Source organism: Conexibacter stalactiti (assembly GCF_033542075.1).
GTDB classification, from domain to species: Bacteria; Actinomycetota; Thermoleophilia; order Solirubrobacterales; family Solirubrobacteraceae; genus Conexibacter; species Conexibacter stalactiti.
On the sequence record NZ_JAWSTH010000009.1, the window covers coordinates 39,880 to 62,203 of the forward strand.

Annotated in this window: 15 protein-coding genes; 10 read left to right on the forward strand and 5 right to left on the reverse strand. The window is 72.8% G+C overall.

Annotated elements, in window-relative coordinates:
* Positions 1 to 9: 9 nt before the first annotated feature.
* Together R7226_RS05755 and R7226_RS05760 are read right to left on the reverse strand one after the other, a co-directional pair.
* Positions 10 to 1,809 carry a penicillin-binding transpeptidase domain-containing protein gene (locus R7226_RS05755; protein WP_318596085.1) on the reverse strand — a complete coding sequence of 600 codons (1,800 nt, stop codon included), beginning with the start codon at positions 1,807 to 1,809 and terminating at the stop codon, positions 10 to 12.
* Positions 1,810 to 1,918: 109 nt separating this feature from the next.
* Positions 1,919 to 5,743, reverse strand: a complete 3,825-nt coding sequence (locus tag R7226_RS05760) for an SdrD B-like domain-containing protein (RefSeq protein ID WP_318596086.1) — start codon at positions 5,741 to 5,743, stop codon at positions 1,919 to 1,921.
* A 324-nt stretch (positions 5,744 to 6,067) separates the two neighbouring features.
* Here R7226_RS05760 and R7226_RS05765 point away from each other — a divergent pair, with 324 nt between their 5' ends.
* The 5 genes from R7226_RS05765 to R7226_RS05785 all read left to right on the forward strand — a co-directional run bounded on the left by R7226_RS05765 (position 6,068) and on the right by R7226_RS05785 (position 13,100).
* Positions 6,068 to 8,314: a helix-turn-helix transcriptional regulator gene (locus R7226_RS05765; RefSeq protein WP_318596087.1), complete on the forward strand. Its 2,247-nt coding sequence runs from the start codon at positions 6,068 to 6,070 to the stop codon at positions 8,312 to 8,314.
* 139 nt (positions 8,315 to 8,453) lie between these two features.
* On the forward strand, positions 8,454 to 10,007 hold the full coding sequence (locus R7226_RS05770) for a helix-turn-helix transcriptional regulator (RefSeq protein ID WP_318596088.1): 1,554 nt from the start codon (positions 8,454 to 8,456) through the stop codon (positions 10,005 to 10,007).
* The gene (locus R7226_RS05775; RefSeq protein WP_318596089.1) at positions 9,989 to 11,137 is read left to right on the forward strand and encodes a Dyp-type peroxidase; all 1,149 of its coding nucleotides are present in this window, start codon (positions 9,989 to 9,991) and stop codon (positions 11,135 to 11,137) included. The genes R7226_RS05770 and R7226_RS05775 overlap by 19 nt, the downstream gene beginning before the upstream one ends.
* Complete coding sequence (locus R7226_RS05780; protein WP_318596090.1) at positions 11,134 to 12,417, forward strand: right-handed parallel beta-helix repeat-containing protein; 1,284 nt, start codon at positions 11,134 to 11,136, stop codon at positions 12,415 to 12,417. The genes R7226_RS05775 and R7226_RS05780 overlap by 4 nt, the downstream gene beginning before the upstream one ends.
* Positions 12,414 to 13,100, forward strand: coding sequence for a hypothetical protein (locus R7226_RS05785; protein ID WP_318596091.1), 687 nt, complete (start codon positions 12,414 to 12,416; stop codon positions 13,098 to 13,100). Before R7226_RS05780 ends, R7226_RS05785 begins: the two co-directional genes overlap by 4 nt.
* A 63-nt stretch (positions 13,101 to 13,163) precedes the next feature.
* On the opposite strand, the gene R7226_RS05790 is transcribed toward R7226_RS05785, so the two are convergent.
* Both R7226_RS05790 and R7226_RS05795 read right to left on the reverse strand, forming a co-directional pair.
* Positions 13,164 to 16,280 (reverse strand): COG1361 family protein, encoded by a 3,117-nt coding sequence (locus R7226_RS05790; RefSeq protein WP_318596092.1) that lies wholly within the window; start codon positions 16,278 to 16,280, stop codon positions 13,164 to 13,166.
* The gene (locus R7226_RS05795) at positions 16,273 to 18,498 is read right to left on the reverse strand and encodes a TolB-like translocation protein (protein WP_318596093.1); all 2,226 of its coding nucleotides are present in this window, start codon (positions 18,496 to 18,498) and stop codon (positions 16,273 to 16,275) included. The genes R7226_RS05790 and R7226_RS05795 overlap by 8 nt, the downstream gene beginning before the upstream one ends.
* A gap of 301 nt (positions 18,499 to 18,799) precedes the next feature.
* Between R7226_RS05795 and R7226_RS05800 the strand changes: the two genes are divergently transcribed.
* Together R7226_RS05800 and R7226_RS05805 are read left to right on the forward strand one after the other, a co-directional pair.
* Complete coding sequence (locus tag R7226_RS05800) at positions 18,800 to 19,168, forward strand: glyoxalase superfamily protein (protein WP_318596094.1); 369 nt, start codon at positions 18,800 to 18,802, stop codon at positions 19,166 to 19,168.
* 136 nt (positions 19,169 to 19,304) lie between these two features.
* Positions 19,305 to 19,673, forward strand: coding sequence for an antibiotic biosynthesis monooxygenase family protein (locus R7226_RS05805; RefSeq protein ID WP_318596095.1), 369 nt, complete (start codon positions 19,305 to 19,307; stop codon positions 19,671 to 19,673).
* Between the two features lie 31 nt (positions 19,674 to 19,704).
* Here the strand turns inward: R7226_RS05805 and R7226_RS05810 are convergent, their stop codons facing one another.
* Positions 19,705 to 20,259 (reverse strand): TetR/AcrR family transcriptional regulator, encoded by a 555-nt coding sequence (locus tag R7226_RS05810; RefSeq protein WP_318596096.1) that lies wholly within the window; start codon positions 20,257 to 20,259, stop codon positions 19,705 to 19,707.
* Between the two features lie 50 nt (positions 20,260 to 20,309).
* On the opposite strand from R7226_RS05810, the gene R7226_RS05815 reads away from it, so the two are divergent.
* From R7226_RS05815 to R7226_RS05825, 3 genes are all read left to right on the forward strand, one after another.
* Positions 20,310 to 20,975: an MBL fold metallo-hydrolase gene (locus R7226_RS05815; RefSeq protein WP_318596097.1), complete on the forward strand. Its 666-nt coding sequence runs from the start codon at positions 20,310 to 20,312 to the stop codon at positions 20,973 to 20,975.
* Positions 20,976 to 21,179: 204 nt separating this feature from the next.
* A complete protein-coding gene (locus R7226_RS05820; protein ID WP_318596098.1) occupies positions 21,180 to 21,698 on the forward strand; it encodes an NADPH-dependent FMN reductase in 519 nt (172 codons plus the stop codon).
* A complete protein-coding gene (locus R7226_RS05825; protein WP_318596099.1) occupies positions 21,695 to 22,231 on the forward strand; it encodes a flavin reductase family protein in 537 nt (178 codons plus the stop codon). Before R7226_RS05820 ends, R7226_RS05825 begins: the two co-directional genes overlap by 4 nt.
* The last annotated feature ends 93 nt before the right edge of the window (positions 22,232 to 22,324 follow it).

The following is a 22,324-nucleotide window of genomic DNA, read 5'->3' on the forward strand; positions in this document are numbered from 1 at the left end:
GACACCGACTCACCTCGTCGCGTCTGCGCTCGCGCCGAGGGCCGCCACGATCAGCTCCCGCGCGACGGGGGCGGCAGTGTCGCCGCCAGCGCCGGACTGCATCAGCACGACACCGACCGCGACCGTCGCGGCCGTCTCGTCGCCGTGCTGGTCAGCCGGCGCGTAGCCGACGAACCACGCGTCGGTGTCGGTCGGGTCCTCGGAATCGCAGAGCTCGGCCTCAGCGGCCTCGGGCGTGCAGCTCACGCCCAGCTCCGCCGTGCCGGTCTTGCCGGCGACCGCGACGCCGTCGATCGCCGCGGCCGTGCCGGTCCCCTCCTCCACGACGGCACGCATCGCCTGCTGCACGACGCGCGCGACCGAGGCACTGGTCGCGCGGCGCGCTCTCGCGACTCGCGCTTCGGCCGCGGCGGGGGCCCCGCCGCCGACCGCCAGCGTCAGCAGCGGCCGCGTGCCGCCGCGCGCGATCGTCGCCGCGGCGCTCGCCATCTGCAGCGCGCTCGCGAGCACCTTTCCCTGGCCGATCGCCGTCGAGCCGACCGTCAGCGCGTCCTCACCGCCCTCCTCGCCGGGAACGCTCGACGTGGCAGCTCCCAGGATGTCCGAGGGCGCGTCGAAGCCGAACCTGCGTGCGGTCTGCGCCAGGCGCTCGGCTCCGACCGCTGCGCCCAGCGGCGCGAAGACGGAGTTGCAGGAGTGCGCGAAGCTCTCGATCAGACTCCCGCCGCACAGCTCTCCGTGGGCGTTCTGCAACGGCGCGCCGTCGAGCAGCGCCGCGGTCTCGTACGGGAACGCCGCGTCGGCGCTCGTCACCCCCGCCTCCAGCGCCGCCGCGAGCGTGATCACCTTGAACGTCGAACCCGGTGCTCGGAGCCCCGAGAACGGCACGCCCGCGTAACCGAGGAGCGCGCCGTTGCGCGGATCGAGCGCGACGGCTCCACCGTCACGATCGCCCAGCGCCGACACGGCCGCCCGCACCACCGACGGGACGATCGTCGTCCGCACCGGCGCCGCCGCCCGCGGCGCCCTCGTCGCGAGCACCCGCGAGCCGCCGAGCAGACGGCCTCCGGGCGTGCCGGTCAGGCGATCGTCGAGCGCGCGCTCCAGACCGCTCGCGCCGACCTCGGCATCCACCGGCACACCGCGCCCGAGGAGCTCTGCCGCGCGCCCGTCGTCCATTGCGCCGAGCGCCCCGACCGTCTCGGAGGCGACGTCCGCCAGCGCCGGATCGGGCCGCCGTTCGGTGCCCGCCGCCAGCACCCCGCCATCGGCCGTCAGCACCGTCGCGCGGGTCGGCAGCCGCGTCTCCGCCCGCAGGCGCTCGCCCCTGCGCAACCCGGGGAAGGCGAGCCGCTCGCGCCACCGAACTCCCTCATTCCCGTCCTCGAGCGAGATCGGCAACGTCACCGCCGCGCGGACCGTCCCGAACGCGACCGTCTGCAGCTCCAGCCGCACGCTCACCAGCTCGCCGTCGACCCGCGGCTCACCGTCCTCCACCCGCGGACCGGCCTTCGCGGTCGCCGTCGCCAGCTGCGCACGATGGGTCGCCGCGAACTCGCGCAACGACACGCGCCGCCGCACCGGCGGCGTCAACAGCCGATGCATCGTCGCGTAGTCGCCGCGTCCCCAGGCCGTGACGTACCGCTGCACGAGCGCGACCCGTTGCGCCCGCGTGTCGTCACCACCCCACAGCGCAACGCCGCCGGTCACCGCCGCGCCGACGATCACGCAGCCGGCGACCAACACGATCCGCCGCTGCCGCAGCACCCGTCGTGACGGACGCCGCCTGCCTGCTGCCTGTCTCGCCACGTGTCAGGTCTCCCGATCCATCCCTGCCGCCGATCGGTGCCGCGCAGACGCGCGAGGGCGCGATCCCGACGAGCGGGACCGCGCCCTTTCGAGCGGCCGATGCGGGTTCTCAGCCGGTCACACCTCCGGCCTTGACGCCGCCGGCGACCAGCTGGACGGCACGCTCGGCGCGTCTCGCGTTCGCGTCAGGTGCGCTGGCGACGGCGTGGTTGACCTTGCTGCCGCCGCTCGTGTTGAGCGCCCGGACGGTCATCCGATACGTCGTGCTCTGACCGGCTCTGAGGACCTTCGCGGTCCAGCAGTACTGGCCTCTGATCAGCCGCGCTCTCGGCGACGCTCTCACGAACGCCAGCCCACTGGGCAGGTCGTCGCACGTGCGCACGCTGCGCAGCGCGACCTTCGTCGGGTTCGTGACCGTGATCGTGTACGTGGCGGTCTGGCCGACACGGAGCACGCGCCGGTCGACGGTCTTCGTCAGCCCGAGGTCGACCTTCGGTATGACGACCGGGACGCTGTCTCTGTTGTTTCTGGGGTTGCTGTCCTCGCTGGCGCCGATCACCGCGTTGTTGATCGCGCGACCGGTCTTGATCGCACGCGCTCTCACGGTGATCCGCACCTGCTGGCCCTCTGTGAGCGTGCCGAGCGAGCAGCGCAGGCGGTTGCCTCTGGTCGTGCAGTTGCCGACCGCCGTTCTCGCGCCGGTCAGCTTCAGCCGGCTCGGCAGCGTGTCGGTGACGGCGACCTGCTCCGCGATGCCGGGGCCGTTGTTTCTCGCCAGCAGCGTGTACGTCACCGACTGACCGAGTCTCACCCGTCTCGCCGAGACGGACTTGACGATCGAGACGTCCGGGGTCTGGATTCTCACCTCTCTTCTGTCTCTGTTGTCTCTCGGGTCTCCGTCGTCGGGCGATCTGACCTCGGCGTTGTTGATCGCCGTGCCCGTTCTGACCGCTCTGGCGGTGACCGTGACCGTCACCTGCTGACCCTCGGCCAGCGTGCCGAGCTGGCAGGTGATCGCGCTGCCCGCCGTCGCGCACGTCCCGACCGGCGTGGTGACGCCGGTGACCATCAGCTGCTGGGGCATCTGATCGCTCACGACGACCTGGCGCGCGCTGCCGGGACCATGGTTTCTGACGAACAGCGCGTACGTCACCGATTCGCCGAGCTTGACCGTCGGGGAGGAGACCGACTTCACGAGCGAGACGTTCGGTCTCGGCGTCTCGATCTCTCTCTCGTCTCTGTTGTCTCTCGGGTCTCTGTCGCCCGGCGAGGTGATCTCCGCGTTGTTGACGTGTCTGCCCGCCACCAGCGGTCTCGCCGTGACGGTGATCGTCTCGACCTGGCCCGGGGCCAGCCGGCCCAGCTCGCATCTGACGTCGTTGCCCGCGCTCGCGCAGGAGCCCTTCGAGCTGCTGGCGCCGATCAGCGCCAGGCCGTCGGGCATGTCGTCGGTCACGACGACGTCGTCTGCGGTGCCCGGTCCGTCGTTTCTCGCCGTCAGCGTATAGGTGACCGTCTCGCCGAGCTTGACGAGCGGGGCGGAGACGGTCTTCCTGATGCTGACGTTGAACGGCGGGTTGAAGCCGAAGTCGTGCGTGTGGTCGTTGTGACCGGCCGCGCCCGTTCTGAGTCTGTCGACGACGAACGCGCCGTCTCTGACGCCGTTGGAGTCGCGCAGCGCCGCGTCGGTGTGATCGTCGGTCGGCTGGTAGCCGTCAAGCGGGGCCTGGCCGAGCGGGATCCGGACCGTGTAGTCGCTGTTCGGCTGGATGCCGTCGGTGACGTTGCCCTCGTTGAAGTAGTACTGGCCGGCGGCGTCGGTCGTCGTCGTCGCGATCACTGCGCCGCTGCCGTCGAGCAGCTCGACGGTGACGCCGGCGATCGGCGCCTCGCCGGGATCTTGCACGCCGTCCTTGTCGGGATCGATCCAGACGTAGTTGCCGATCTCGATCGGCGCCGCGTCGCACAGCGCCTCGAGGTCGCCGAGGCCGTTGGCCTTGGCGAACGTGGCGCCGACTCTGCCGTCGTGCGAGTAGACGTTGTAGCCCTTCTCGCGCGAGCCGTCGCTGTTGTCGAGGTACAGCACGCCGGCCGAGGCGTTGGGGCCGGCCGAGTCCGGACACGAGTTCGTCACCATCCCGGCAGGGCACTGGTCGGCGACGTCCTGGGCCGACATCCGCAGGGCCGCGTAGCCCGGGATCTGCAGCATGCCGCCGAGGCCGGTGTAGTCATGAGCGCCGTTGTAGGCGCCGGGCGGATCGAAGTTGTAGTCCTGGTCCCAGTAGAAGAGGCCGCCGCCCGGCCCCCAGCCGGCGACGTTCTGCGGGCCGGAGCCGGTCAGGCCGCCGCAGACGCCGTTGCTCTCGAGCGCGAACGTCCCGCCGCCGGCGGCGCAGGTGCGGAGGTTGTAGCCCGACTGCGCGCCACCCTCCAGGCCAGTGCCGTCCGGGAAGACCGAGCCGGCGCCGACCTGGTCGGGGGAGCGGTCGCGGATGCCGAGCACCATGTCGTCGCCGACGAACTCGATGTCGGACAGCATCGGCTGCGCATAGACGCCAGCGCCGCTGATCACGTCTCTCGTCGACTGCGAGGTCCACGGGTGCCAGTCGGCGCTCGGCCCGGTGTCGCAGGTCGGCTCAGGGAATCTGCTCGTCGGCGGCCGCGTGATGCAGAGGCGGTCGGACTCGAGCACCTGGTCGAGGACGGGGCTCGCGCTGAACGTCCCGGTCGCCGGATCGAAGGTGTAGACGTACACTCTCATCCGGTTGTCGCCGAGGTTGGCGGCGCTGGGCGGATCGCCGACGCTCGCCATCGAGCAGACGCCGCCGACGTAGACGAGCCCGTTGTGGAAGGCGGTGCCCATCGGGCGCGCGTCGCCGGCCGGCACGCAGGGGCTGGGGATCGTGACGGCGTCGACCGCTCCCGGCGCCGGTGAGCTGCCGTCGGCCGGAACGGGGATCCGCAGCAGCTGTCGGGTGGCGAGCCCGACCGTGTACAGCGTCGAGCCGTCGAGGCTGCTGCTGAGGTTGCCGAGGCCGGTGTTGCCGACGGCGTCCCAGGCGCCTGAGTCGTTGATCCAGCCGCCGGTCGCGCGCGTCGCCGTGCCGGCCGGATCGCCCGGCAGGTCGTTGACGTCGAAGAACAGCGTCGCGTTCGGGGTGCCGGCCTCGGCCTGGTCGACGTCGGTGCGGTAGATCGCGCCCGGACCGCCCGGACCCCAGTCGGCATGGCGCTTGGTGTACGTCGCCGAGTAGAGGTGGTCCGAGCCGGTCGGCTGGTTGACGCCGAAGACGGAGCCCACCTGGGAGAAGGTCGCCGCGGGAAACTGCGTTCCGAGCCCGGCCGGGTTCGGCGTCACGTTGTTCGGCGTGCCGTCGGAGATCAGCCGGATCGCCGCGTCGCCGGCATGGTCGCCGTCCCGCGCGCCGAACTGCATGCAGGCCAACGCCAGCTGCGGGTTGTCCTGGCAGTAGTTGGCCGGCTGCAGCACGCCGACGTCGAGGCCGCTGACGTTGCCGCCGGAGAGGTCGGCGAACTGCACCGTCGTCCCGGATCTCGAGCCGTGGCGAGCGGGCTGGTAGCCGGCCGGCAGGTCGGTGAACTCGACCCGCACGCGGCCGGCTGGATCTGGGACGTTGAGGCTGTACGTGCCGTCGGCGGCCGTTCTGCCGCTGGCGAGCACCGCGCCGCCGGGGCCGTAGGCCGTCACCGTGAGGCCGCCGACCCCGCTGTCGACCTGCGGGCTCGTGTTGCGAACGCCGTTGTCGTTGAAGTCCTCGAACGCCGCGCCGGAGACCGTCGCCGCCGAGGCCGCGGCGGGCAGCGCGAGGACTGCGGCGGCGGCGGCCAGCGGCAGCACCGTCAGCCGTCCACGGCGCCGCAGCGCGCCGGTGGCGGCGCGCGGCCGCGATCGGCGATTCTCAGATGGGCGCATGTCCCACCTCCTGTTGCCGGTCGCGGCCGTCACCTGCGCGCCGTTCGCTGTTCGTGCCTGGCTGCACCTGAACTCCCTTTGGTGAAGAACTGTTGATGCGTTGATGCGCGCCAGGTATCCACCAAACGCAGCGCGACGCCAACATGGGCGGCGGGCAACCACTCCAACGTCGCCCCTCGAACGTCGCACCAGGAAGCCGGTTGCACAGCTTTGACGTTCGATCAGGCGACCGAAACTCCATCTGTCGCGAGTCGCAGGGGGGCGTCCGCACGGGCGCCGCGACGGGCCCAAGATGAGCCCTGCACCACGCACGACCACCTGCCCGTGAGAGACCTGAGCGCACCACTCGTCAACGAAGCCAAGCTGCGGGTGCCGCACGTGCACCGCGAGACGATCGGGCGCCGCCGCGTGACACGGCTGCTGCTGGCAGGCGACTCGCGCCCGCTGACGGTCGTCTGCGCCCCAGCCGGGTTCGGGAAGACGACGGCGTTGGCGCAGTGGGTCGAGACGGCTCCGCAGCCGACGGCGTGGCTGTCGCTCGATGCGCACGACGACGACCCGCGGCGGCTCGTCGCGCATCTGCTGGCGGCGCTGGAGCGAGTGCGGCCCGGGGCCGCGAGCGAGGCCGAACGGGCGTTGCGCGGCGGCTCCGATCTGTTGGAGACCGTGCTGCCGCTGCTGCTCGACGCACTCGCTCACGCAGCGACGCCGGACGGGCTGGCGATCGTGTTCGACGACTGGCACCTCGTGCGCGAGCCGCCCTGCCAGCGCCTGCTGACCGCGCTGATCGACTCGCTGCCGCCGCGAGTGCGCGTCGTCGTCGCGAGCCGCAGCGCCCCGCCGCTGCGCCTCGCCCGGCGGCGTGCGGCAGGCACGATCGCCGAGATCGGACGAGAGGCACTCACGTTCCGGCCGGCGGAGACCGAGCGGCTGCTCAACGGCGCGCTCGCGCTCGCGCTGCGCCCAGACCAGCTCGCGGCCGTCGAGGAGCGCATCGCCGGGTGGCCCGTCGGGCTCGCGCTGGTCGGCGCCTCGATGCCGGCCAAGCCCGACCGCGACCGCTTCCTGCAAGCGTTCTCGCGTTCGCGCAGCGACGTCGCCGAATACCTCGTCGACGAGGTCCTCGACCAGCTCGACCCGGCTCTGCGCGTCTTCCTGCGGCGCACCTCGATCCTCAGCCGGCTCAACGAGTCGCTGTGCGCGGCGGTGCTCGACGATCCCGCCGCCGGCGAGCTGCTCGACGAAGCCCGCCGCTCCGACCTCTTCCTGACCGTCCTCGACGACGCCGACCCCGGCGGCACGTGGATGCGGTGCCATCAGCTGTTCGCCGAGCTGCTGGAGCGCGAGCTGCGCGTGCGCGAGCCCGCCCTCATCGCCACCCTCCACCTGCGCGCGTCGCGGTGGTACGAGGAGCGCGGCCGCGTCGAGGAGGCGATCGTCCATGCGAGCGCAGCCGGCGACGGGCATCGCGCCGCCGCGCTCGTCCATCGGCACGGGGAGCGGCTCATGCGCACGCGGCAGTACCTCTCGGTGCGACGGCTGATCGACGCGATTCCGCCCGACCGCGGCGAGTTCGGTCCGTACTGCCGAGCGCTCCACCTGCTCGCCGGCGGACTGGACGGCGTCTCTCCGGACGAGATGTACGCCGGCTTCCGCGAACTGCGAGCCGACTACGCCTCACCGGGGGTCGAACTGCTCGTCGAGCACTGTCTGCTGTCGCCGTTCTTCGGCCGCGTCAGGGAGGCAGTCGAGCGCGGACGAGCGCTGTCCGGGCGCACCCGCGAGCAGCCGCTCAGCGTCCGTGCGGCGGTCGCCGCCAACCTCGGCGTCCTGCTGTGGTTCGCCGGCGAGAGCCGCGCGGCGCAGGCGGTGCTGGAGCCCCACGTCGATGCGATGGTCGAGCGCCGGCGCACGTGGGCGCTCGCGACGCTCGCGCTCGCCGACCTCGACAGCGGTCTGACCGAGCGCGCGCTCGCCCGCGCCAGCGCAGCGATCTCGGAGGTCGAGGAGAACGGCGGCGAGTCAGCGTTCGAGCACGCGTTGGTCTATCAGGCGGCCACCTGCGTCCTGCGCGCGGCCGGTCGGCGCGAGCAGGCGGAAGCGACGCTCGCGCGCGCGGCTCGGCTCACGCGCAAGATCCCAGACTCGCTGTACGACGCCTTCACGCTGCTGCTGCAAGCCGAGCTGGAGCTCGACCGCCGCGACCGTTCCGGGGCCCGCGAAGCCGCGACCGCGGCCCGCGCGATCATCGCTCGCTACCCCGACGTCGGCGTCCTGGAGCCGCGGCTCGCCGCCGTCGAGGCCGCGCTCAGACGCGAAGCCGGGGAGCTGCTGGGGAGCGATCTGACGAGAGCCGAGCGGCGCGTGCTCGAGCTGCTCCCGAGCGACCTCAGTCGCAGCGGGATCGCCGCCGCCCTCTATCTCTCGCAGGACACCGTCGGCTCCCACCTGCGGCGCATCTACCGCCGGCTCGGCGTCAGCTCGCGCGCGGAAGCGGTCGCGGCCGCACGCGCGTCCGGATTGCTCGCACCGGCGGCGGCTCCCGAACCGGCGGCGAATTCACCCCGGTGAATTCGGGGCCACGGCGGTCCGGGCGCGCGAGTGCTGGGTACGGTGTCGCGCAGCGGGCGAGTCTTCCGCGCCGGCCCTGGGCAGGGAGCTGCGGCGTCGTTGAGGACGGGCTCGAGGTGACCGACGATGCGGAGCGCGAATGGGAGCGAGCGGCGTGCCTGGCGGCGTCGTGGTGCGGCGGGACGGGGGTTCGCGAAGCGGGCGCGGCGACGGGTCGCCGCAGGTCTCGCACGCGGCCGATGCGCGGCTGACGGACGCGGCCGGCGCGCTCTCCGTCATCGTGCTCGAGGCCGTCGCGCGTCAGCTGCATCCGGACGCGGCCACCTTCTTCACCGTCGACTCGGCTGATGAGGTGCGCCGCTCGATCGTGCACCGGGAGGGATCGCCGCGGGCCGCGGTCGCGACGGTCGCGAGCTGGAAGCAGGCGCTGCGCGAGATCGACCCGCTCGCGCCGCGGGCGCTGTCGACGGTACGAAGCGCGGTCGCCACCTTCGCCGACGTCGGCGGGATCGAGGTCGCGGTCCTCCGAAGACCGCGGGTGGAGGCGACGTACCGCCGCATCGGCGTCGTCAACGACGCGCGGCTGCTGGTGCGCGCCGGCGACCGGGTGGTCGCCGGCGTCACGCTGTGGCGCCGGCTCCGCAGCCGGCGCTGGACGCCCCAGCAGCTGGAGACGTTGGCGGCGCTCCAACCGCTCGTCGAGCACGCCTATCTCGAGGCGGTCGGCGACGCGCCGGGTGAGGACCTGCTCATGGCGACGCTCACCAGCCGCGAGCGGGAGGTCGCGCGGCTGATCGCCCGCGGCGCGACGAACGCCGAGATCGCCCGTGCCCTGCGCATCGGGCTCGAGACGGTGAAGTCGCACACGCGCGCGATCCTGATGAAGCTCGGGGCGCGGACCCGCCGCGACGTGATGCGGCGTCTCGCGCCCGCCTCCGAGCCGGCGGCGGCGGCCGCGGATGACGAGGAGGCGGCGGGGCGGCTGCTGGGCGCGCTGCTGCGGTGGTCACGCAGCCGCTTCGACGGCAGCGCGGGTGGCTACGCCGTGCTCTCCGGGCGGGGGAACGTCATCGACGGTGCGACGGCGCTCGCCGAGGCGACCGGCGACCGGCGGTCCGCCGAGCGGTCGCGCGCGCTCCACGCAGCGCTCTTGACGCCGGCGTTCGTCCGCCGCGTGATCGGCGAGGGCGCGAACTGGGACGTCGTCGCGGCCGCCGCGACCCATCCACATCCAGACCGTGTCGACGCGCTGGCCGCGGCCGCCCGATGGTCTTCGCCGCTCGTGCTGGTGGTGCGCCTGCACGGGCGCGCTGCCGGGCTCGTGTGGGTCGTGCGGGCGCGGCGCTCCGATCGGGGCGAGGGCCGTGCGGTCGCCGACGTGCGCGCGATGCAGCCGTTGGTCGAGGCGGCCGCGGCACCGCTGCTGCGTCGCGCGGTCACGCGTGCGCCGGCGCCGGCGGGGTTCGTGCCGGCGGGGTTGACGCCGCGGGAGTGGGAGGTCGCGCGCCTCTCGACGGCGGGCGCCAGCAACGCCGAGATCGCACAGGCGCTCGGGATCTCCGAGGCGACGGTCAAGTCGCACATGACGCGCGTGCTGGTGAAGTGCGGCGTCCGCTCGCGGGCACAGCTGATCGCGCTCGTGCAACGCCACCCCACGACGGCGGGAGGGCCCTCGTGCGCGCGCCTCGGCTGAGTCGGCGGGAGGCGCTGGCGGGCGTCGCGATCGGCGCGGTCGCGGGCGGCGCCGCGATGCGGCTGGCGGATGCTGCTGAGAGCGCTGCCCCGCAGGCGGTCCGGCCGTTCGACGGGCCTCGCCAGGCAGGGATCGTGCCGCCGCCGCAGGACCACCTGACGCTTGCCGCCTTCGACCTTCACACGCCCGACCGCGCTGACCTGCCGCGCCTGCTGCGCAGCTGGACGGAGCTGGTCGTCGCGCTCTGCGGCGCGGACCCCGTCGCGCACGACACCGGCGAGCGCACCGGCCTCGCACTGGGCCGGCTGACCGTCACCGTCGGCTTCGGGACCAGCCTCTTCGACGGCCGCTACGGGCTCGGCGCGCGGCGCCCGGCCGGCCTCGCTCCCGACGCCCTCCCGGGCGACGACCGCCTCGACCCGCGTCGCAGCGGCGGCGACCTGCTGGTGCAGGTCCGCGGCGACGACCGGCAGGTCGTCTTCCACGCGGTCCATCAGCTGACGAACGCGGCGCTCGGGATCGCGCGGCGACGGTGGACGCAGCACGGCTTCCTGTCGCGAGCCGGCTCCGGCGAGACGCCGCGAAACCTGTTCGGCTTCAAGGACGGGACGGTCAACCCTGGCGCGGACGACGACGCCGCGCTGGCACGCCATGTCTGGGTGGCGAGCGGACCCCTGACCGGCGGCACCTACCTCGTCTACCGCCGCATCCGCATGCGGATGCAGGCGTGGGACCGCAGCTCGCTGGACGTACAGGAGCACGCGGTCGGACGCCGCAAGGCCGGCGGCGGCGCACTCGACGGCGGGGACGAGCGGGCCCCGCTGGCGCTGCGCTCCGCGCCGCCGCGGTCGCACGTGCGGCTCGCGCATCCCGACGCCAACGACGGCGTGCGGATGCTGCGCCGCGCCTACAACTACGACGACGGCGCGACCGCCGACGGTGAGCCGGATGCCGGGATGGCGTTCCTCTGCTTCGTCGCCGACCCTGCCCGCCAGGTCGGGTCGATGCTGACGCGGATGGAGCGCCACGACGAGCTGCACCGCTACCTCGTCCACACGGGCGGCGGCGTCTACGCGGTTCCGCTGGCGCCGGCGCCGGGCGAGCACCTTGGAGAGGAGCTGTTTCGTTGAAGGGAAGAGTCCGTTCGCACGCGGTCGCGGTGCGCCGCGGCACCACACTCGCCGTACTCGCGATCGTGCTGGCGGTCGTCGGCTGCGGCGGTGACGACGGCGGACACGCGGAGACGACCGCCACCGCGACCGCACCGACGCGCACAGCCGACACGACGGCGGCGAGCGGCCGGGTGCTGGAGGTGCCGTCGAGCTACCCGACGATCCAGCGCGCCGTCGACGCCAGCCGGCCCGGCGACCTCGTCCTGGTCGCGCCAGGCGTCTACCGAGAGGCGGTCGAGGTGACCGACGAGCACCCCGGGATCGTGATCCGCGGCCTCGACCGCAACCGCGTCGTGCTCGACGGCGAGGACCGGCGCTCCGACGGCATCAGGATCTCCGCCCCCGGCGTCGCGGTCGAGAACCTCACGGTGCGCCGCTACGCCGTCAACGGGGTCGTCTGGTTCACCGACGGCGCCTACGCGGCGCAGGGCCGTTACACGCAAGGGTGGCGCGGCTCCTACCTGACCGCCTACGACAACGGCCTCTACGGCGTCTACGCCTTCGGCGTCCAGCACGGCCGCTTCGACAACGTCTACGCCTCGGGCCACCCCGACAGCGGCATCTACATCGGCCGCTGCAAGCCGTGCAACGCGCTCGTGACCGACAGCACGACGGAGCTCAACCACGTCGGGCTGGAGTTCACCAACGCCGGCGGCGACGTCGTCGTGCGCGACAACGTCACCCGCCGCAACCGCGTCGGGATCCAGGTCAACTCCCTCACCAAGGAGCGCTCGGCTCCGCAGGTCGGCATGACGATCGAACGCAACGAGGTCACCGACAACCAGGCGGCCGACGCGCCGCGCGGATCAGAGGGCTTCGGCGCCGGCATCGTCATCAACGGAGGGCGCGAGAACGTCATTCGCGACAACCGCGTCAGCGACCACGACAGCGTCGGCATCGCCGTGGTCGACAACGAGACCTACACCGCCGAGGGGAACCGTGTCGAACGCAACCGGCTCGCGGGCAATCGCGTCGACATCGTGCTGCAGACCGCCGGAGCCTCCGGCGGAAACTGCTTCGCCGGCAACCGGCCGCGCTCCAGCTCGCCGGCCCGACTCGAGCGGACGACCAGCTGCGGCGACTCGGTGACGGTCTCAGCAGGCCGCGTCCCCCCGCTCAGATCGCCGCCCCAGGTCGACTACCGCCGCGTTCCGGCACCGCCGCGGCAGCCGACCATGCCGCGTGCGCGGACCGCTCCGGCGCAGCCGGCCGACGGACGCCCGGAGACGGCGCGATGAGCGCGCGTGCGACGGCGGTCGCGCTGCTCGTCGCGGTCGCCTTCGCGACCGGCTGCGGCGGCTCCGACGACGCGCCGTCCGCCGTCGCGGCCGCGACGACCGCCGCGGCCGACCGCGGCAGACCCGTCACCGACGAGCAGGCGCTGGTGCTCGCGCGTCTGCTGCAGCAGAACTGGCAGCGCGGCGGGGCGCGCTTCACCGGCGAGCTGCCGATCCATGGCACGACGGTCGCGATGCGCGGTCGCGTCGACTTCAGAAGCGGGCGCGGCACGGCCGTCCTCCGCGATCCCTCCGGGCAGGCACGGCGCTACGCCTGGACGCGCAGAGCGGTGCTCGCGCAGGCGCAGCCCGGCTCGACGCGTTACGTCGCGAAGGCGCCCGACCCCGACGGCGATCCCGTCCACGCCGGGATCAGCTTCCTCAACCTGCTGTCGGCCGAGACGATCGACAACACGACCAACATCAAGGACCAGAACGCCAGCTTCGCGGGCAGCGGGACACTCGACGGGATCCCCGTCGACGTCTACGACTACGGTGCGACGAGATACTGGGTCCAGCGGAACGACGGGCTCCTGCGCAGAGTCGAGGGCGAGTTCGGGGCCGACGCGCTGATGAGCGTGACGCTCGTCAGCCACCGGCCTGTTCGCATCGCGCTCCCACGCGCGTCGCGGCACGAGCGGTAGGACGCCCCCAGCCGAGGGCCCAGGCTTCCCCTGGACCCTCGACCAGACGCTCCCGGAACGTCCCTAGCGAAGCTTCTTCTTCGCCGCTCTCTTCGCCGCTCTCGGCTGCTGCTTGCAGCCGGCGACCGCGAGCCGCAGGTTGCGGTTGACGCCGCGGCCGTTGTGGGCCGTGAACCCGATGCCCGCGTACTGTCTGCGGGCGCAGAGGTCCTTGACGATCGTGAGCGGCGCGTTTCTGTCGCCGCGCAGCGCGAGCTTGAACTGCGAGATCGGCACGTCGGGCACCGTGTCGAAGGTCGTCTCGAGCCGGAGCTGTCTCGTCACTCTCACCTTCGCGACCAGGTCGATCGCGACCTCGCCGCGCAGCTGCACGACGATCCGCGGCAGTCTCTCGCCGGGGTATCTGACGAACCACGCACCGCCGCTCAGGGCGCCCGGCAGCACCGGTGTCGTGGCCGACGCCGATCCGATCTTCGTCGACTCGGCGCAGCCGCCGGCCTCGAAGACCGCCAGCGGACAGCCGTTCTGCAACGGCTCGAGGCTCGCCGCGATCGACAGCGGCAGCAGCACGCGCACGCGCTTCATCGCCGCCTGACCGGGCGTCTGCGAGACGACGGCCGTCAACGGGGTGCGGCGCTTGGCCGCCGTCTTGCCCTTGCCGCCGACCTTCAGCGTCAGCTTCGGCGCGAACGGCAGCGCCTTGCAGCCGCGCACCTGGAAGCGCTTGGCGACGGTCGCGTTGGCCCCGCCGGCGCCGCCGACGATGCCGCGCACCTGCGACGGCGCGCATGAGGTCGGGTTGAACATGAACCCGTTGCGGTCGATCGCCAGCGCGACGCTGCGCATCCGCAGCGGCACGCCCTTCACCACCTGCGGGAAGGGATCGGAGACGACCGTCAGCGCCGCCATCGCCTTGTCGACGTGGATCGCCGCCCGCACCACGACGGTGCCGAGGTCGAACGGGCCGGCCTTCGCCGGCACCACGATCGCCAGGCCGTACGGACCGCCCTTGTAGCCATCGGTGATGTAGACGCGGCCGGGCAGCGCGAACGGGTTGGCGCCCACGCCCGACTCGACCCGCACGGAGCCGACGCGCGACTCCTCGCCGCAGCTCCCGGCGGCCGCGGCGGCCGCGCCGCAGCGCGGCACGCGCGAGATGTAGCCGAGCAGGCCCGGCGGCAGCTCGACGTTCAGCGTCGACAGCGCCTGCGTGCCGTCCTCACGCGCCAGCGACAGCGTGAACGGCGACAGCGCCCCCGCGAGCGGGTTCGTCGTGCCGGCGCTGAAGGCCGGCGCGAACGGCAGCCCCGCCGGGCACGGGGCACCCGCGCCGTCGACGCTCACCTCGAAGGTGTCGTACCGCTTCGTCTCCTGGCCGCTCCAGGCGGACAGCGCCGCCTTCGTCGTCGCCAGGCCGCACTGCGCCGGCGTCGCCAGCAGCCCGCGCTCGCCGCCCTTGAACGTCAGTCTCAGGTGCTCGAACGGCAGCTGCGGGTTGTCGAGGAAGCTCGTTGTCAGCTGGCCCGTGAGCGGGTCGGCTCTGACGGCGCCCTCCAGCTTCACCGTCACGCCGCCGCCCTCCGCCTGCATCAGGATGCGGAACATGCGGCCCGAGAGCGGGTCGCCGGAGAGCTGCGTGCCGGTGTAGACGTCGCCGACCAGCGGCTCCGCGATCAGCGGCGACTCGATCGTCAGGGCGCCGATCCGCGACGCGGCCGGGCAGTCCTCGGCGGCCGCCGACTTCAGCCCGAAGCGCTCGTCGGTGCATGCCTCCAGGCCGCTCGCGACGCTCGGGTTGATCGAGACGCCCTGCGGCAGCGTCACGACGGCGTCCTTCAGCGGCGGCGTCATCGGCGCGCCGGTGTCCGGGCCCTGCGCGATGTCGAGGTCGACCGACAGCCCGGTCGAGCTGTCCGCCTTCGTCGTCTCCGGCGTCACCGCGATGCTCGGTCTGAAGTCGAGCAGGTCACAGCCGGTCAGCGCCGGCGCCTGATCCTCCAGCCGATCCGATCTCGACGGCTCCTGCCAGGAGCTGGCCGTCACGCTCGTCGTCAGCGGCCCGGCCGAGCAGTCGAACGGGTTGGAGAGATAGCGGACCGACGGCAGCAGCGGGCCGGCCGGGCGCCGCTCGAAGTGACGCGGGTCGCCCGGGTCGCCCCACAGCGCGAGGCGGCTGGAGAGCACCGAGACGCTGGAGCTGACCGACCGCAGCTGGGCCGTCAGGCCGTAGTCGCCGTCGGTGCGGACCTTGATCAGCACGCGCACCGGCGTCTGCATCGTGATCCAGCCGAACATCGCCGCCGACCCTCTCGGCGGCGCGAGGTTGAAGACCGGCGCCTCGTTGGAGACGACGGTCCCGCCGACGTTGATGGTGACCGTCGCGAGCCCGACCTGCGTGTTCGCCGGGCAGCCGGTCAGCGCGCCGCCGGGGCCTTCCGCATACTCGTCGGACGAGCAGATCGGGATCGCCGCCGCCTTGCCGGCGAAGCCCGCGGGCAGCGCGACGTCGATGTTCTCGACCGCGTCGGTCGAGACCCGTCCGAGGTCGTTCAGCTCCGTGTTGAAGGCGAAGTCGGTCACCGCGATCCACCGCTGCGCGCCGGCGCGGGTCTCCTCCTCGCCCTGCTCGTTGAGGACGCGCGCGGAGAAGGTGTCGAGCCCGAAGCCGGCCGGCACGGGATCGATCCGCAGCCGCCCGTCGATCGTCGCGGTCGCGGCCGCGCCGCCGCCGGAGACGGTGACCCTCACCGGCGCGTCGCCGACCGGCGCCGTCGGGTCGACGTCGACCTGCAACGCCTTCCAGAACACGCTCGCGGCGCCCATGAAGTTCGTCTCGGCGCAGCTGACGCCGTCGGCGGTGGCGCTGCACGTGGCGTCGCTGCCCGCTCTCCAGGTCACCCCCGGCGGCAGCGTCACGTCGAATCTGATCGCCGTCCCGTCGAACGGGCCGGTGCCGACGTTGTTCGCCGCGACACGCAGCTGGCCGCTGCTGCCCGGTCTCAGGTGGGTCGGCACGGCGTTGACGCTGGGCTCCCAGACCGGCAGGTCGGCCGCCGACGCCGGCGCGGCCGTGGCGAGCCCCAGCGCCAGCACGGCGCCGCAGGCGCCGGCTGCCCGGCGAGCCGCTGCCGCGGCGTTCCAGCTGCGCGTCACGCGCATCCCTCCCTGTCGATCAGCCATTGGACGTGCCCTTCGCGCGACGCGGCGCCGCGACCGTCAGCTGCTGCTGTCTGACCAGGCCGCCGGCGCGCACCTCGACGCGCACCGTCAGCCGGCGCGCGCGTGTCAGCTGGCCGCGCGCCCGCTTGCTCAGCGTCAGGCGCACGGTCGTGCTGCCGGCCCGTCTCAGCGTGACCGTCTTCGAGCCCGCCGCGACCCAGCGGCCGCCGCTGCGCACGCGCAGTGTCGCGGCGATCTTCGTGGCGCGGTTGGCGTCGACGCGCAGCGCGAGCGTGCCGCGCTTGCCGAGGCGCGCTCGCGCCTCTCTGTCGGCCTTCGCGACGATCAGCTCGAACGGCACCGGATCGGCCGGCGCGATCGGATCGGCGGCGTTGCCGTCGCTCGGGTCGGTGACGCTTCCGGCCTCTCTGTCGACGGGCCGCGGCGCCGGATCGCCCTGGCAGCCGGCGGCCGGGCAGGTGCGATCTCTCTGCGGCGGCACGCGCGACGGCAGGCCGCCGCCGACGCGGGCGTCGTAGACGTCGAGCAGCGTGTCGGTGTCCTCCGGCACGAGCTGCTCGCGCGTGTAGAAGAAGACGTCGTCGCCGCTGTCGCTCGCATCGCCGAGATAGGAGTCGGCCGGCGATCTGCCGGTGGAGATCAGCGACAGCTCGCCCTCCTCCCACTGGTACACGTCGAGTCTGCCGTTCTGGTCCTCGGGCACGAGCGCCGAGATCGTCTCGAACCAGACACGTCTGCCGTCGTCGGAGATCCCCTGCATCCGCCGGTTGGGGTAGATCTTCGCGATCCCCTCGTTGATCGATCCGGCGCTGGAGTCGACGAGGTCCGCTCTGCCGTCGGGCAGGCAGCTCAGGCATCTGACCTGGCCCGCCCCGGCGGGGTCGTAGAGGAAGACGCGCCATCTCGACGCGTTGATGTTCGCGCCCGTCATCGGGTAGCCGGGCAGCGTGGCGGGGGTGTGGAAGACGAGCCGGCCGCCGGGGCTCACGAACGAGCTCATTCTCTCCGGTCTCTCCGACTGGGCGGTTCTCACCGAGCTGATCCACCTGACCGTCCCCGCGCGCCAGACGTACAGCGACCGGCCCGTCGGCGCGACGGGCGCGCTGTTGGTCAGCTGCAGCGCGTTGAGGTAGACGGTCTCGCCGTCGTCGGAGAGGCCGACGACCGCGGTGATCGCCGCCGCGTGCCCGGCCGTCGCCGTGAGGTTGGTCAGTCTCTGCGTCTCGACGTCGAACAGGTACGCGTCGTTGGCGGGTGCGCCCGGGGTCAGTCTGCCGCTGCTGATGAACGCGACCTTGCTGCCGTCCGGCGTCGCGTAGACGGTCGACGCTCTCCCCGCAACCCCTCTGTCGACCTCGCTGTTCTCGTACGGTCTGGAGACGCGGATCGTCTGCTGCCCGTCGATGCGGACGTACAGCTCGCCCGTCCCGCGGTCGAGGAAGAAGATGCGCGACCCGTCGGCCGACACGGGCCGCTGGAACGCGCGTCCCGCGCCGCTCGTCCCGGCGGCGGGAACGCTTCCGTCGGGGAGGATCCCGGCGAGCCGCACGACGCCGTCGACCGACTCGTAGAGGTTGATGACCCCGGCCTGCGCGTCCGGCGTCAGCTGGAGGTCGGACTCGAACGCGATGTGCCGCCCGTCGTCGGAGAGGCCGGGGACGTCGGGCGTGTCAAAGCTGGAGTAGGGCACCGACCCCGGGGCCAGCAGCGAGAAGCCGCCGTCGAGATCGCGTGCGAAGAGGTTGTGCTTGCCGGCGATCGCGCCGGGCCGCTCGGGCTGGGTGGAGGAGCCGACGACGGTCCGGAGGTCCGGGGTCTCGGCGATCACGCTGCCCTGCCCGAAGCCGACGAGGTACGGCACGCCGGGCTGGAGTCTCGGCAGCACGCCGCTGCTCGTCCAACCGGCCGGGGTCCGCTTCGCCTGCAGCAGGGCGGTGCCGAGCGTCGAGGAGCTGCCACCCTCGATGCCGCCGTAGAGCCCGTAGTCGATCCGCTCTCCGTCGGACCCTCCGACCATCCAGCCGCCGAACGTCCACGCCGTGATGTCGAAGCCGCCCTTCTCGATCGGCGTGACCATCTCGTAGGCGCGACCGTTCGGCAGCCCCTCGGCGCCGGCGGCCGCCGGCAACCCGGATGCGAGCGTCCCTGCACAGGCGGTCGCCGCGAGCGCCGTCGCGAGCCTGCCGCGACGTCCCCGGTTGGCGTTGCTCTTCCTCATGCCTCTCCTCGGTCCGTGCCCTCGTGCGAACGCCAGCGTTCGCACCGAGCGCGCCGAACCATAGAACGTTGAGTTTTTGGTTGTCAAACTGCTAGCTGGAGCAGTACGACAAACCGAAGAACGTCAGTTTCTGTACCGGCAAGCGAACACGGACGCTTCGCTGGAGCGCCGGTGCAGCTCGGTGTCACGGACGCGCCAGTCTGACAGCGCCGGCTGCGAACCGTGCTCATTCAGGACCGTACTTGACCTGAATCACCGAGAGACTGTCGTCGACACCGCATCGGAGAGAGGACGCAGACCCATGGATTGGAAGCTCGAGCTCATCACGCTCCCCGTCAGCGACGTCGACCGCGCGAAGGAGTTCTACGTGCGGATCGGCTTCAACGCCGACCACGACCACGCGGTCAGCGACGAGATCCGCTTCGTGCAGCTGACGCCGCCCGGCTCGGCCTGCTCGATCGCCGTCGGCAACGGGCTGACCGACGCCGCCCCCGGCTCGGTCAGAGGGATGCAGATCGTCGTCGCCGACGCCGACGCCGCCCGTGCCGAGCTGGTCGAGCGCGGGGTGGAGGCCAGCGACGTGCAGGAGTTTCCGTGGGGCCGGTTCGTCTTCTTCAGCGATCCCGACGGGAACGCCTGGGCGCTGCAGCAGCTGGTCCGGCAGGGTTAGGCGCCGATCGGGCCGCGCGCTCGGCGCGCGGCCCCGCCGCGGAAGCCGGGGCCGCTTGACTTCAAGCAGGGTTGAACCTTCATGATCGGCGCGGGCCGAACGGCGTTCGGCGAGATCAGCGACGACAGGAGACGCCTTGACCCCCGCTGCCGACACCGGCTTCTACTCGTTCATCGACTACACCGTCGACGGTCCGCAGACGCAGCGCGAGCTGATCGAGGCCTTTGCCGAGATCCAAGAGCAGCGCGTCCGCAGCCACCCCGGTTATCGCTCGGCACGCTTCTTCGCCAGCACCGACGGCACCCGCGTCTACAACGTCGTCTCGTGGGCGAGCGAGGCCGACTACCTGCGCTTCGACGAGACCGACGACCGCGAGCAGCGGCAGGCCGCGATCCAGCGTGCGCTCGACGGCCTCTCGGGCCATGCGGAGCCGCGGATGACCGGCGCTCCCCGCTACCGGCTGCTGCGCGAAGTCGGTCCACTCCCGCCGGCCGGCGCTCGGTAGCCGCGCGAGTCGCCCGGCCCGGCCGGGCGCCTCACTCCGGCAGCAGCAGCGCGCTCAGCTCGCGCGCGAAGGCGCGGCGCTCGCGGCCTGCCAGCAGCGTCTCATCGGCCGTCACGAGCTGGGCGAGCCCGACGTAGGCGGCATAGGCCGCGAGCGCGCGCCGGCGCGCCGCCGCGGGCGCCACGCCGGCGTCGCGATAGGCCGCGGCCAGGAACGCGACGCGCCGGCCGCGCGAGCGGTTCAGCACGGCGGCGACGGCCGGCTCGCTCGCCTGCGCCTCGAGCAGGCGGATGAAGAGAGACGGCGGCTTCGAGGTCGCCGCGTCGATCAGCAGCCGCAGCCGTTCGCGCGGGTCTGGGACCGCCGCGAGCGCGTCGAGGACGGCGTCGGAGTGGTCGCGCTCCCAGCGTTCGAGCGTCGCCTCCAGCAGCTCGTCGCGACTGGAGAAGTGCCAGTAGAAGCTCCCGCGCGTGACGCCGAGCGACTTCGCGATCGCGGCGGCGCTGACCGCCGCCACGCCGCCCTGCTCCAGCGCCGCGAGGCCGGCGCGGACCCAGGCGTCGCGATCGAGGCGGTCGGGCGTCATCGAGAATCACCATACAGGGGTGTTTGGCATCGTGTACCGTACATCCCTGTATGGAACAGATCGCCGAAGGACTCCACCTGCTCCGCGGCACGCCCCGCCATGCCGTCAACGTCTACCTCGCCGACGGTCACGTCGTCGATGCCGGCACCCGCTGGGCCGCGCGGCGGATCGTGCGCCAGGTCAGCGACCAGCAGCTCGCCGGCCACCTCATCACCCACGCGCACGCCGACCATCAGGGCGCGAGCGCCGCGCTCGCGCGCGAGCTGGGCCTGCCGGTGCTCGTCGGCCACCGCGACGCCGACGCGATCGCGAGCGGGCAGCTGCGCGACCGCGCGCCGGTCAACCCGATCACGCGGCTGCAGCTGCGCACGTGGGCCGGTGGCGCCACCCCGGTCGCGCGGCGCCTGCACGAGGGCGACCGCGTCGGCTCCTTCGTCGTGCTCGAGACGCCCGGTCATTCGCCCGGCCTGATCTCGCTCTGGCGCGAGTCCGACCGCACGCTGCTGGCGGCCGACGTGCTGTTCGGGCAGCACCCCGTCACCGGCCGCCCCTGCCTCCACGAGCCGCCGGCCATCTTCACGCTCGACCCCGCGCTCAACCGCGAGCAGATCCGCCGCCTCGCCGAGCTGCGCCCCGCCGTCGTGACCTTCGGCCACGGGCCGCCGTGGCGCGATCCCGAGGGGCTGCAGCGGTTCGCCGCTTCGCTGCCGAGCTGACGACGAGCGACGCGTCGCGAAGGCCGCCGGCGGCAGGCACGCCAGCCGCCTTGCGACCATTCGATCGATGAGGCATCATCCGGACGCGACGGCATAAGACGCCGTCGGCGTGCTGCGACAAAACACCGTGGTCCGATCGTCGTCTCACCAACGGGGACGACTCCAGCAAGCTTGTCCGGACAGCGGAGGTCGATCAACGTGAAGGTGTCGGTTGTCGTAGGGAATCCCAAGCCGCGTTCGCGCACGCTCGCGCTCGCCGAGGCCGTCGCGGCGCGTGTCGCCGACGCCACCGGTGCGACGGTGGAGCCGACGGTCGACCTGTGCGACCACGCGGACGACCTCTTCAAGTGGCCGCACGAAGGACTTGCGGCGCTCAACGACGCGGTCGCCGCGAGCGACTTCGCCGTCTTCGCCTCGCCGACCTACAAGGCCGCGTACACGGGCCTGCTGAAGGCGTTCCTCGACCGCTACCCGAGCAACGGGCTGGCGGGCGTGACCGCGGTCCCGGTGATGACGGGCGGCTCCGAGGCGCACACGATGGCGGTCGACACCGCGCTGCGCCCCGTGCTCGTCGAGCTGGGCGCGTCGGTGCCGACGCGCGGGCTGTTCCTCCCGATGACGCTGATGGACGAGCGCGACGCGCTGATCGACAGATGGGCGCAGGACAACCTGCCGCCGCGGAGCCGGCTGGGGCTGGGGTCCCGCAGCGAGGCGCAGCGATGACGGCTGACGCCCGCACGCCCGCGCGCGAGGTCGTCGCGATCGACCCCGGGCACTTCCGCAACGTGCTCGCCCACCTGCCGACCGGCGTCACGGTGATCGCCGCGCACGGCAGCGACGGCCCGGTCGGGATGGCGGCCAACTCCGTCACGTCGGTCTCGCTCGATCCGCCGCTGATCCTCTTCTGCCCCGCGAAGACGTCGGCGACGTGGCCGAAGATCCGCGCGGCCGAGACGTTCTGCGTCAGCGTGATGGCTGGGCACCACGAGGAGCTGACGCGGCGCTTCGCCTCCAAGGAGGCCGACCGCTTCGCCGGGCTGGAGCTGCAGGAGCGGTCGACCGGTCCCGCGCCCGCCGACGCGGTCGCCTGGATCGAGTGCCGCCTGCACGACGAGCACGAGGCGGGCGACCACACGATCGTCGTCGCGCAGGTGCTCGCGATCGAGGCGACCTCGGCCGCCGATCTCGAGCCGCTCGTCTTCTTCCGCGGCCGCTACGGCTCGTTCCGGCAGCCGGACGACCTGCCCGCCGCCTGAGGTTCCGGTGCCGGCCGCCGCAGCGGCCGCCCTCGCCGATTTAGAACACCGTACGGTAAAGTACGGCGTCCTCGAACCCTGCGGAAAGGACGC